The 12181-nt window shown below is 51.4% G+C and carries 12 protein-coding genes; 9 read left to right on the top strand and 3 right to left on the bottom strand.

The window, feature by feature from the left end:
* Positions 1-145 precede the first annotated feature (145 nt).
* The 7 genes from EYB30_RS02805 (at position 146) to EYB30_RS02775 (ending at position 5378) form a co-directional block, all read left to right on the top strand.
* Positions 146-661, top strand: coding sequence for an aldolase/citrate lyase/malate synthase family protein (locus EYB30_RS02805; RefSeq protein WP_166836842.1), 516 nt, complete (start codon positions 146-148; stop codon positions 659-661).
* Between the two features lie 115 nt (positions 662-776).
* Positions 777-1934, top strand: a complete 1158-nt coding sequence (locus EYB30_RS02800) for a GGDEF domain-containing protein (protein WP_166836840.1) — start codon at positions 777-779, stop codon at positions 1932-1934.
* Positions 1935-2058: 124 nt separating this feature from the next.
* Positions 2059-2559, top strand: coding sequence for an LURP-one-related family protein (locus EYB30_RS02795; RefSeq protein WP_166836837.1), 501 nt, complete (start codon positions 2059-2061; stop codon positions 2557-2559).
* A gap of 155 nt (positions 2560-2714) precedes the next feature.
* Entirely contained in the window at positions 2715-3566 is an 852-nt protein-coding gene (locus EYB30_RS02790; RefSeq protein WP_241697944.1) for a tetratricopeptide repeat protein, read from the top strand.
* Positions 3541-4227, top strand: a complete 687-nt coding sequence (locus EYB30_RS02785) for a CPBP family intramembrane glutamic endopeptidase (protein WP_166836834.1) — start codon at positions 3541-3543, stop codon at positions 4225-4227. The genes EYB30_RS02790 and EYB30_RS02785 overlap by 26 nt, the downstream gene beginning before the upstream one ends.
* 86 nt (positions 4228-4313) lie before the next feature.
* Positions 4314-4685 (top strand): VOC family protein, encoded by a 372-nt coding sequence (locus tag EYB30_RS02780; protein ID WP_166836832.1) that lies wholly within the window; start codon positions 4314-4316, stop codon positions 4683-4685.
* Positions 4686-4691: 6 nt separating this feature from the next.
* Entirely contained in the window at positions 4692-5378 is a 687-nt protein-coding gene (locus EYB30_RS02775) for a cupin domain-containing protein (RefSeq protein ID WP_166836830.1), read from the top strand.
* A 66-nt stretch (positions 5379-5444) separates the two neighbouring features.
* On the opposite strand, the gene EYB30_RS02770 is transcribed toward EYB30_RS02775, so the two are convergent.
* Both EYB30_RS02770 and xseA read right to left on the bottom strand, forming a co-directional pair.
* The gene (locus tag EYB30_RS02770; RefSeq protein WP_166836828.1) at positions 5445-6227 is read right to left on the bottom strand and encodes a substrate-binding periplasmic protein; all 783 of its coding nucleotides are present in this window, start codon (positions 6225-6227) and stop codon (positions 5445-5447) included.
* Positions 6228-6315: 88 nt separating this feature from the next.
* Positions 6316-7659 carry an exodeoxyribonuclease VII large subunit gene (xseA, locus tag EYB30_RS02765; protein ID WP_166836826.1) on the bottom strand — a complete coding sequence of 448 codons (1344 nt, stop codon included), beginning with the start codon at positions 7657-7659 and terminating at the stop codon, positions 6316-6318.
* Between the two features lie 140 nt (positions 7660-7799).
* Here xseA and guaB point away from each other — a divergent pair, with 140 nt between their 5' ends.
* Positions 7800-9269: an IMP dehydrogenase gene (gene guaB / locus EYB30_RS02760; RefSeq protein WP_166836824.1), complete on the top strand. Its 1470-nt coding sequence runs from the start codon at positions 7800-7802 to the stop codon at positions 9267-9269.
* Between the two features lie 57 nt (positions 9270-9326).
* Positions 9327-10904: a glutamine-hydrolyzing GMP synthase gene (gene guaA / locus EYB30_RS02755; RefSeq protein ID WP_166836822.1), complete on the top strand. Its 1578-nt coding sequence runs from the start codon at positions 9327-9329 to the stop codon at positions 10902-10904.
* A 48-nt stretch (positions 10905-10952) separates the two neighbouring features.
* On the opposite strand, the gene EYB30_RS02750 is transcribed toward guaA, so the two are convergent.
* On the bottom strand, positions 10953-12128 hold the full coding sequence (locus EYB30_RS02750; protein WP_166836820.1) for a nuclease-related domain-containing protein: 1176 nt from the start codon (positions 12126-12128) through the stop codon (positions 10953-10955).
* Positions 12129-12181: the final 53 nt, after the last annotated feature.

The following is a 12181-nucleotide window of genomic DNA, read 5'->3' as shown; positions in this document are numbered from 1 at the left end:
TTTATTGTGAAATTATGCTGATTTTTAGCCTAGACTAGTTTTTAACCGATAGCAACTGGTCTGATGTTTAGACCAACTAAGCAGATACTCGGCAATTAAACTCTGGACTGGACGATAAACGTCGTTAAAAAACGAGGATGACATCATGACAACACTGGCCCAACAACACAGCACACCATCACAGAGCCACACTGCCTGGATGGCAACCGAGCTTAGCGTGATCAACGAGCTGAACCAGCGCCATGTTAAGCAGGTGATGGATTACTCTAAAGGCTTTTTAGACAAAACCTTTCCGCTACAGCAAGGCTCACATAAAGAGGTATGCAGCTATGTCGTGTACTACCAGCAGCTGCTGGCGTTTTTTGCCGATGGCAGCACCAGTGGCCTGCAAAACCCGGCGCAATTTGTCGCCTTAAGCGGCCATCGTGAAGCCCCAACCTCAATAGTGTTGAACAACAATGGCCGCCATGTTGAGCTGATTTTAAACCGCAACGGTATTAACGGCTGCCAGGATAAAGCCAGCATTGACGATATCCAATTGCAAACCTCAGAGCCAGATAGCGTATGGTTTAGCATGGTGAGCGGCCGCCAGGTAAGCTGCGCTCACAAAGGGAACAAGCAGTTTACCTGCAAAGATGGTCTGCCATATTCACTGGCATAAAAACGATATTTACCCTAACCAGCAACGGTGACCGGCTTCAGTAGCCGATTGCCGTTGTTGTTTTTTTATGCTAATTTCCGGCACCCGATGCGCAGTCCCAAAAAATATAACAACAATGGATGTTTTTACGCTAAGTATCGTTAATGCCTTTATCGCGGCCACCTTCACCGCACTATTGGCGTTGCAGTACAAATCCGAGCGGCAGTTTCGCTATCAACGCTATTTTGTGCTGGCAGCCGTGCTAATGTTGGTGAATGCGTTGTTAAGCGTCAGCCAGGGTAGCATTACAACCTTAGCCTACTGGCTGGTGCCGGCATTATCTAATACCTGCAGTGTTGGTGCGCATTTAGCGCTGGCCTGTGGCATTCACCGTCACCTGCAATTACCAGCCAGGCGGCAATGGCTGCTATTACTGCTGCTTCCCATCTACTTATTGCAGTTAACTGACTTTGCCAGCAGCGCTACCGCCAACCGGATGCTAATTGCCATACCGCTAGTGGTTGTGTTTAACCTGTGGAGTATCCGCATGCTGTGGCAACACCGCCACAACGAGCTCGGCCGGGTATACCTGGCTTTTATTGCCGTATTTGCCTTTAATATTAGTCAGTTTATGTTGCGCTCGGCCTATATGTTGCTGGAGCACTACCAGATTGTACATACCCAGCACAGCACACTGATCCACAGTATCGGTTTTTTTGGCCTGACAGCCTTTGCCATTTTGATTATTGGCTGCGTTATTATGCTTAGCCATTCCCAGCAAAGGCTGGCGCTGCTGCATATATCAGAGCGCGACGCACTCACCGGCCTGTTAAATCGCCGCTCTTTAAACGCCCGCGTGGCGTCAGAGCTTAACCGCAGCCAACGTAACCAAAAAACACTGAGCATTTTGCTGTTCGACATCGATCATTTTAAGCAGATAAATGACAAACACGGTCACCGCGCTGGTGACCGGGCCATACAGCATGTTGTTGATATCGCCAATAAACACCTTCGTGATTACGATTTAATGTTTCGCTACGGCGGCGAAGAGTTTCTTATTTGCTTGCCCGACACTGCCCGGGACATGGCAGAGTTGATAGCTAACCGGATAAGAAAAGCGATTGAGCTGTCCCCCCTGACCACATCAACAGAAATAAAAATGACCGTTAGCATTGGGCTAACCAGTACCCAAGCTGAGACAACGCCCGACGAGCTGATAGAGCAGGCAGACATCGCCCTGTATCACGCTAAGCAAAGTGGCCGCAATAAGGTGGTTGCCTATCAACAATTATAAGTCTGACAGCCGGCTTCTCTGCCACTGCAGCGCAACATGTTGACGTTCTGTTACATTTTTACAGTTGCCCCGCCGGTTTTGCCGATTATTATCGGTAAGGCATCAGCATTTACAGGTAGCTCCCATGAAATACCGCATTAAACAGAAAATTTTCAGCCTGGCCGACAGCTTTACCATTGAAGATGAACAGGGCCGCATTGCCTATACCGCGAAAGGCAAGGTGTTTAGCCTATCTAGCAGCCAAACCTTATTCGACCATAGCGGCACTGAGCTGTTAAAAATTAAACGCAAATACTTAACTTTGCTACCGGCTTGCCGCCTGTTGAACCGCGATGGCAGCGAGTGGTTGATCCGCAAAAAATTCTGGCCGTTCTGGACCAGCCGTTTCACTATCAGCACGCCACAAGACCAGCTTGAAATGAGCGGCAACTTTTGGCAACACGAATATGAAATTCGTCAGCAGGGTAAACTACTGGCTGGCATTTCAAAAAAGTGGTTCAGTTGGTCTGACAGCTATGGTGTCGATATTTTTGCACCGCAGTGGACAGCGCAATTGCTGGCTGCCGTTATCGTAATTGACCGCATTCAGCACAGCGATAAAAACTCCACCTTTGGTGATGATTAGCCGCACGGTGCTATAAACCTGCTGCCAAAGGTGATCACAGCAAAAGTGACTTTTGGCACTAACCGCTTGCCCGCTGCCTTGTTAGGCTAAACAAAACAAGCAGAGGAACTACCATGCGGCTAATTTCGATATCTTTACTACTGATAGTTACATTAGTGACGACATGTTTCGCCGTTGCTGCTAACGGCGATGCGCAGCAAGAGCTGCAGCTGGCCAAAGCCGCTATGGCAACCAATCTTGACCTGGCAGAAAAACACATCGACAAAGCGCTGACTAAAGCGCCGCAAAATGCTGAAGTGCAGTTTATCTGTGGTCGCATTATGGGGCAGCACGCTGAAAACGCTATTTTCTCCGCACTTAGTTACGCGAGAAAGTCTTTGGCCTGCTTAAAACAAGCCGTAGCACTGCAACCGGAAAATACCGCCTATCGCAAGGGGTTGCTGTCATTTTACTTGGGTGCCCCCGGCATCGCCGGTGGTGATAAACAGCTAGCCTGGCAAGAAGTAGAGCAGATAACGCAACTAAGCGCCCTGCAAGGCATACTGGCTAAACTCAGTTATTACCGCCAAACCGAGCAAACAACACAGTATCAACAATTGCTGGCACACAGCCGGCAACACTATCCGGAGCTGGCCGAGTTTCACTATCGTTATGGCTTAGTATTACAGGAAAACAAACAGTATAAGGACGCTTTTCATGCCTTAACTGCGGCCACGCTGGCAGCGCAGGATGAAGACGGTATTTACCGGCTCAACGCCTGGTATCAAATTGGCCGCACCGCGCTTTTCAGCGGGCAGCAACTGGAACAGGGTATTCAGGCGCTAAACTACTATCTTGCTAATGCACCAGAGGCCGATAATTTACCAGACAAACCCTGGGCGCACTTTCGTCTGGCACAATTACACAAGCTTAATGGCGACAACAACCTGATGCAGCAGCATCTAAAGCTTGCCAACCAGAGTAACGATAAGGAGCTGCAACGTGAAATCAGACGCTTACAACGTTAAGCCAACAGCAAAGCCTGCCGGTTTGCTCTGCGTAGCAGCACTGGTGATATTTGTACTGATGGAATTACCGGTAAGGCTTTGGTTACAACCTGATCCCTGGCTACTAAATGCACAACACTGGTACTTTGACCAACCGTTGCGACTGGCAGTAGAACTGACACTCGTTGCGTTATTGCTTGCCGTTGTAAGATGGGTGTATCCGAATTTACTGGGTCTGCAACGCAGCCAGACTGCACTGCTACTGGGTTGCATGCTGGCCAGCGCCATATTATTCGGCCTGCTTGAAGCCAAGCAGTTGTTAAACAGCTTTTCTGCCGGTTTGTGGCTTTGGCTGGCCTGGTTTATCAGCGGTTTTTGTATTGGCATCGGCCAGGAGCTGCTGTACCGCGGGTTATTATTTAGCAGCTTAACGCGCTTTATGTCGGTAACACTTGCAGGTGCTTTAACAACATTTGCCTTTGTTATAGCGCCGCTGCACTCGGTACGGTTATGGCAGTATCTGCAACAAGAACATTTTATGGTGGTGGCGCTGCTCATCGGCATTTATATTGCTGCCAGCGTATTTTTTCAGTGGCTGCGTAATCACAGCGGCAATGTTATGGTGCCAGCACTGGTCCATGGTGTTGGCAATGCCATCACCTGGGTGGCGGTGTTTGCCTGATTTTTTCCCCGGCTGTTGCGCTACTTCCTTGTTTTTCGCGTATACCAATGCCATATCATCACCACAACATTAGCAGAGGCGAATTTATGATTAGTTATGTAACCCTGGGTGTAAACGATTTAACTGCCGCCAAAGCCTTTTACGGCGAATTATTAGGCGAGCTGGGCGGCAAAAACCTGCTGGATATGGGGCGTATTGCCTTTTTTGGTAAAAGCATGGCGCAGCCGATGCTGGCAGTGTGCGAACCCTTTAACAAAGAGCCAGCACATCCGGGTAACGGCAATATGGTGTCATTTCAGCCAGGCAGTAAAGAAAAGGTCGATGCGTTGTATCACAAAGCCATAGCGCTGGGCGCCAGCTGTGATGGTGCGCCGGGCCAGCGTATTGCAAACACTTTTTACGGTGCTTATGTTAAAGATGCCGACGGCAATAAGCTGTGTTTTTGTCACTTTGGTTAAGCCCGCATGCAGCTAAATAGCGACTTTTCCAAGCGGGTAGTGATATTGCCTGCGCAATATCACTTCGTCGACTCGCCACTGCCTGGCGTTAGCCGCATGATGTTGGACCGCGCCGGGGCTGAAGTGGCCCGCGCTACCAGCATAGTGCGCTACGCGCCGGGTAGTGGTTATAGCAGTCACCGCCATGATGGCGGTGAGGAAATACTGGTATTGGACGGCGTGTTCAGTGACGAGCACGGTGATTATCCGGCCGGTACCTATCTGCGCAACCCACCGGGGACCTCACACCAGCCATTTTCCAAAGACGGCTGCACCTTGCTGGTAAAGCTATGGCAATTTGCCGCCGACGATTCCGAGCAAGTAGTGATTAACACCAAAGCGCAAAGCTGGCATCAGGGTTTGGTACCGGGGTTATCAGTAATGCCACTGCACGAGCATAATGGTGTTAACACGGCTTTGGTACGCTGGGCACCCAATACCCAATTTAACCGTCATATTCATGTTGGTGGTGAAGAAATTTTAGTGCTGCAAGGCCTGTTTCGCGACGAGCACGGCGAGTACCCGGCCGGTAGCTGGCTACGCAACCCACGCTACAGCGAACATACCCCTTTTACCGGGCCGGAAGGTGCATTAATTTACGTAAAAGTTGGCCATATCGATGCCGGCCTGCTGGGCGACAAGTTTATGCTGTAATCGCTGATTTTCGTAATGCTGTCAACGTCCTGCGCCGCTGCACACCTGATATCAGCGGCCGTCGTTTTATAGATCAATCAGCTGATAGCGCCCGAGTAACACGGTGTAAGCCTCTGTTTTTTTGTAGCGCTGTAGCACCTGATCAAAGCGGCTAACCAGCTCAGGCGTTATGGCGCTTTGGCGGCTAAAGGCAAAGTAAATATCGACATAGTCCAGCACGGGGTACAGTATCTGCACCTTGTCACCCGCCTGCTTTAGCTCTGGTGCATGCCGCACGCTGATTAATGATGCAATACCCAACTGCAGTCGCTGTTTTATCAACTGCTTAAATAGCATAGGGTCTGAGTCCACCACGGCGGCGCGGCTAAACTCCAGCCGGTCGAGCAAGGGCCCATAAGAAAAGTCGCGCACTACCGCTACCGGTTGCTGCGCCAGGCTGGCGAGGTTGCCATCAAACGCTGTCTGGCAGGGGCGAGCGCAAAGCAGCACTATAGGGTCGCGTAAATAGCGCTCACTACTGTAATAAAACTGCTCTGCTCTGGCATCGGTTTTATAAAATACCGTAATCACATCAGCTTTGCCGCTAACCACATGCTGCACTACCCGACTCCAGGGCAGGCGCTGCCATTGCAGGCTCAAACCCAGCTCAGTCGCCACCGCTTGCAACACTTCCACTGAAAAGCCATGCAATGTATCGCCTTGCTGATAATAAAACGGCGGATAGTCGTCAGCAGAAATTGCCACGCGCAGCGCCTGCGCATGCAACTGGAACAACATAAATAACAAACCGGCCAGCAAAAAGCAACGATGCCAGAACAACCAGCGTCGCACACGGTGCGGACATGCCATAGCGCTGTCCATAGCAGCACCCTCGGAACAACACATGCCTTAATTATAGTCGGCTGTTAACAACTAACCATCACTTATTTGTATTGGTTTACTGGTCTGCCTGCCGTAGCCGGGTTACTTCAGCGTCAAAGCCGCCATCAGCCAGTTTCACCACGACTTTATCACCTGCTTTTAGCTGCTGGCTTGAGGTGACCACCTGCTGTTTGTCGTCAAAAGTAATGCTGTAACCGCGCGCCAGGGTGGCCAGCGGGCTGACCGTATTAAGTTGCAGGCTTAATTGTGCCAGTTGCTGCTTGCTATGCTTTAGCCGCAGATGCTGGGCATTGGTTAGCCGGCGCTCAAGCTCAGTAAGATGCTGGGTATGTGCCAGTAAGGTTTTAACCGGGGATAACTGGCGCAGGCTTTTATCCAGGTAAAGCTGCTGTTGCTGCGCACTTTGCAATTTACGTTTTGCGCTGGCACTTAACCGCAACTGCAGTTCATCAAGCCGCTGCTGTTGTTGCTGCAAACGCCTTTTCGGGTGCAGGGCTAACAAGCGCTGGCTCAGGTTTAACAGCTTAGGCGCGGCGTGTTGCAGTATGGTACGTTGTGCCTGTTGCAGGCGGCTTTTTAACTGCAAAATGCGATCTAATAAATGCGATTGATCCGGCGACACCAGCTCTGCGGCGGCAGAGGGCGTCGGCGCGCGCACGTCGGCGACAAAGTCGGTTAAGGCAAAGTCAATTTCATGCCCAACCGCGCTAACGATCGGAATAGGACAGGCTGCAACGGCGCGGCACAGGGCCTCGTCGTTAAAACACCATAAGTCCTCCAGCGAGCCACCGCCACGGCCGATAATTAATACATCCACTTCGTTACGCCGTATGGCACTGCTAAGCATATTTCTAAGTTGCGCAGCGGCAGTATCGCCCTGCACCTGCGACGGGTAAATAATTACCTCTATGCCCGGGGCGCGTCGCTTTAACACCGTAACAATATCGCGCACTGCAGCGCCGGTCGGTGAGGTAATTACCCCAACGCGCCGCACCTGTGCTGGCAGGGCTTTTTTCCGCTCCGGGTCAAATAAGCCTTCGCCTTGTAATTTGGCTTTTAACTGCTCAAACTGCTGTTTCAATAAGCCGGCGCCGGCGGGCTCAATAAATTCAGCCAACAGCTGATATTCGCCTCGCGGCTCGTACACACTGATGCGGGCACGGATCAGCACTTGCTGGCCGTTTTGTGGCCGGAACGTACTGTTGCGGTTAGCCATTTTAAACATGGCGCACTTTACCTGGGCAGCGCTGTCTTTTAGTGAAAAGTACCAGTGGCCACTGGCGGCGGCGACAAAATTGGATACCTCCCCCTGCAGCCACAGCGTTTGAAATTGCAGCTCCAGTGTCAGGCGTACTTCGCTGTTTAAGCGCGAAACACTATAAATATCGGGGTTTTGCATAAAAAAGCTACCATCAGCTGCCGTCACCACTAAAACGCTAGAGTAACATAAAACAAAAAAGCGTTTGTGATGCGCGCGCAAAACCGTTAAAATTGCGCCGCAACATTCCCTATCTTTTCAGCCACAGCGAGATTGTTGCAATGCTCAGGATCAAACAAGAAGCCCTTACCTTTGACGATGTGTTACTGGTACCGGCGCACTCTAGCGTTTTACCTCATACCGCCGATTTACGCACCCGACTGACCAAAAGCATCACGCTGAATATTCCTATGGTTTCTGCGTCTATGGACACCGTGACCGAAGCCCGCTTAGCGATAGCGCTGGCGCAGGAAGGTGGCTTAGGTTTTATTCATAAAAACATGACCATCGAAGAGCAAGCCGCTAACGTGCGTAAAGTGAAAAAGTACGAAAGCGGTGTCGTATCTGACCCGGTTACTGTAACACCGGATATGAGTATCCGTGATGTGCAAAGCCTGGCACAGCAATGTGGTTTTTCTGGTTTTCCGGTCGTTGATGCCAAGCATAATCTGGTTGGCATGCTAACCAGCCGTGATATGAGCTTTGAAGCGAACAACAACGAAATTGTCTCTAGCCTGATGACACCGCGCGAGCGCTTAGTCACTGTGCTGGAAAGCGCGCCACGCGAAGAAGCCTTTAAAAAAATGCACCAGCACCGCATTGAAAAAGTGCTGGTGGTCGATAACGACTTTAAATTAAAAGGCCTGATCACCGTACGTGATTACTACAAAGCGGCCAGCAAGCCCAACGCCTGTAAAGACGAGTTAGGCCGCTTACGTGTTGGCGCTGCAGTAGGCGTAGGCCCGGGCACCGACGAGCGCATTGCGGCGCTGGTGGAAGCCGGTGTTGATATCCTGCTGATTGATACCTCACACGGCCATTCGCAAGGCGTGATTGACCGCGTTAAACACACCCGAGCCCAGTACCCTGATTTGCAAATCGTTGCCGGTAACGTGGCTACCGCCGAAGGCGCTAAAGCACTGGCAGAAGCGGGCGCCAATGCGGTTAAAGTGGGCATTGGCCCGGGCTCTATTTGTACTACCCGTATTGTGACCGGTTGTGGTGTACCACAAATTACCGCTATTTCAGAGGCCGTGATGGGCGTGGCCGGCACTGACGTGACGATTATTGCCGACGGCGGCATCCGCTTCTCTGGCGATATTGCCAAAGCCTTAGTGGCTGGCGCCAACTGTGTGATGGTCGGCTCGATGTTTGCCGGTACTGAAGAAGCGCCGGGCGAAGTGGAACTGTATCAGGGCCGCTATTACAAATCTTACCGTGGTATGGGCTCACTGGGCGCGATGGCGCAGCGTAACGGTTCGTCAGACCGTTACTTCCAGGGCAGTAACAATGCCGAGAAACTGGTGCCAGAAGGCATTGAAGGCCGTGTGGCGTACAAAGGCCCGATGGAAAACATTATTCATCAGCAAATGGGTGGCCTGCGTAGCGCCATGGGCTTAACCGGTTGCCCAACCATTGACGAGCTGCGTACTAAGCCTCAGTTTGTGCGGGTAACCTCGGCCGGTATGGGCGAGTCGCATGTGCATGATGTGCAGATCACCAAAGAAGCCCCGAACTACCGTTTAGGCTAAACTGATTTCGGTTTCATCGGCTGGTTTACTCCAGCCGCTTTATTTTTAAAGGTCGCTATGAACAAAAACATTCATCACCACCGCATCCTGATCCTCGACTTTGGTTCGCAATATACCCAGCTGATTGCCCGTCGCGTGCGCGAAATTGGCGTCTACTGTGAGCTGTGGGCCTGGGATGTCACCGAGGCGCAAATCCGTGACTTTAACCCCACCGGTATTATTTTATCCGGCGGCCCGGAAAGCGTACACGAGCTGAACTCGCCGCGCGCACCACAATATGTGTTCGAAGCTGGTGTGCCGGTGCTGGGCATTTGCTACGGCATGCAAACCATGGCCGAGCAGTTAGGCGGCAAGGTGCAGGGTTCTGACATGCGTGAGTTTGGTTATGCCCAGGTAGAAGTGGTAGCCGAAAACGACCTGTTTGCCAAAATTGAAGACCACGTTGGTGGCAACGGCAATGCGCTGCTAGACGTGTGGATGAGCCACGGCGATAAAGTGGTACAAATTCCCGAAGGCTTTATTACCTGCGCCAGCACACCCACCTGCCCGCATGCCGGTATGGTAGATGAAGCGCGTCAGTTCTACGGCGTGCAGTTCCACCCGGAGGTGACTCATACCCGCCAGGGCCTGCGCATGTTAGAGCATTTTGTGGTGGATATTTGCGGCTGCGATAAATTATGGACGCCGGCGTCGATTATTGAAGATGCCATTATCCGCTTAAAGCAGCAAATTGGTGATGATCAGGTTATTTTAGGCCTGTCAGGCGGTGTCGACAGCTCAGTAGTGGCCATGTTGCTGCACCGCGCTATCGGTAAAAACCTGACCTGCGTCTTTGTGGATAACGGCCTGCTGCGTTTAAACGAAGGCAAGCAGGTGATGGATATGTTTGGCGACCATTTCGGCCTGAACATTATCAAAGTCGATGCCGAAGAGCGTTTCCTGTCGGCACTGGCCGGCGAGAACGATCCGGAAGCCAAGCGTAAAATTATCGGCCGCGTCTTTGTTGAAGTATTTGACGAACAGGCGCAAAAACTGGCCAACGCCAAGTGGCTGGCGCAGGGCACTATTTATCCGGATGTTATCGAATCAGCCGGATCAGCGACTGGTAAAGCCCATGTGATTAAATCGCACCATAACGTTGGCGGCCTGCCAGAGCATATGAAGCTGGGCCTGGTCGAGCCACTGCGTGAGCTGTTTAAAGACGAAGTGCGCAAAGTGGGCTTAGAGCTTGGCCTGCCATACGACATGCTGTACCGTCACCCGTTCCCGGGCCCGGGTTTAGGTGTGCGCGTGCTGGGCGAAATTAAAAAAGAATACTGCGATATTCTGCGCCGTGCCGATGCCATCTTTATTGAAGAGCTGCACAAGGCTGAGCTGTACCACAAAGTAAGCCAGGCCTTTGCTGTGTTTCTGCCGGTAAAATCAGTAGGCGTTATGGGCGATGCGCGTAAGTACGACTGGGTAGTCTCACTGCGTGCAGTAGAAACCATCGACTTTATGACCGCACACTGGGCGCATCTGCCGTACGATCTGCTGGGTAAAGTATCTAACCGCATTATCAATGAGATCAACGGTATTTCCCGCGTGGTATACGATATCAGCGGCAAACCACCAGCAACGATTGAGTGGGAATAATAGCCCTTAGCTAAATAACAAGGCCAGCGTCATGCTGGCCTTTCTGTTTTAATGCCCGCTACTGGCCTGTTGCAGTATTGCAGCAAACCGGTTTAGCTGCTCATCGTTAAGACAAGGCTGGGTAAACTGTTTTAGGTAAGCTGAAATACCGTCGACATAATCAACATTCGCCGGCATTGGCGTTTCAAACCGCGCCACCCGGCTAAACGCCACCACCGAGTGCAATTGCTCAGTGGCATCATAAGCCGATATTTGTAACAGATTGCGCACCGCTTCAGTGTTTTTAAAGTTCTGATGCAGCGGGTTCATCACCTGGGTTTTACGGCCAAGGTACTGCCGCGTCCAGTTAGCCTCGGTTTCACTGCCCCAAATGCGGCCACGATGGCTTTTTACCGCAATAACAAAAATGCCAAACGGGCTTAGCACCAGATGATCAATCAGGACCGGCTCTTCTTTTGCGGTCAGTAACTTTAATTTACGAAAGTGCTGGTATTGCCGCGACAGGCGCCAGCGCAATAACCGGTTTAATTTATATTCGGCAAAAGCCCCTTTAAAGCCAGGTAAGTTCAGACCAAACCAGGACGTGACTAAAAATACTGCCAGTAAGAAAGCAAACAGGTTCGCGGCGATAAGCGGTATATGGGTGATGATATTCATCAGCCGATCATCAGCGGCCAGCACCGGTGCTGCTACGGTCTGACGCTTCAGCTCTGGCACAGCAATAACCGGCGCTGCAGGTGCTGCCGACGCTGTTGCCTCGGCCGCAGGCAAGGTTCTTTTGACAGCTTCAGAGCTAACTGCTGCCACGCTAGGGTCTTGTTGCTCGGTGCTATCTTGGCGCTCGGTGCTTAAGCCGCGTTCTGCTGTATCCGGGTTAACGGCTGCGGCTTTTTCCGCCGGTTCAATAATCGGCGCGGCAACCGTTGTTACAGCAGGTTCGGCGGTTTGCTGCAATGCGGTTGCAGCTTTGGTTGGCGTTGGCTCTTGCACAGCGCTACTGACTGGCAGGTTTTTAGCGACAGCCGGAGGGCGGGTTGCGGGCTGCAGACAAAAGCGGTCGTATTCACGTCTGGCGCTGCGGTAATTACTACTTTGTTTTTGCTGGCTAAAACGGTCTATCTGCTGTTGCAGCAAAATACAGGCGCCCTCGCTATATTGCTGCTGACTATAGGCCAGCGGCGAAACGAACAATAGCAATAATAAGGTAAGTAGCAACAGTCGCATCTGTCTTCCCTGAATGATAATGCGCTTATGCTAGCAGCAACGGCAAAAATTAA

The sequence above is a fragment of the Rheinheimera pleomorphica genome (assembly GCF_011634895.1).
Taxonomy (GTDB): Bacteria; Pseudomonadota; Gammaproteobacteria; order Enterobacterales; family Alteromonadaceae; genus Alishewanella; species Alishewanella pleomorphica.
This window is presented reverse-complemented; position numbering and strand designations above follow the sequence as displayed.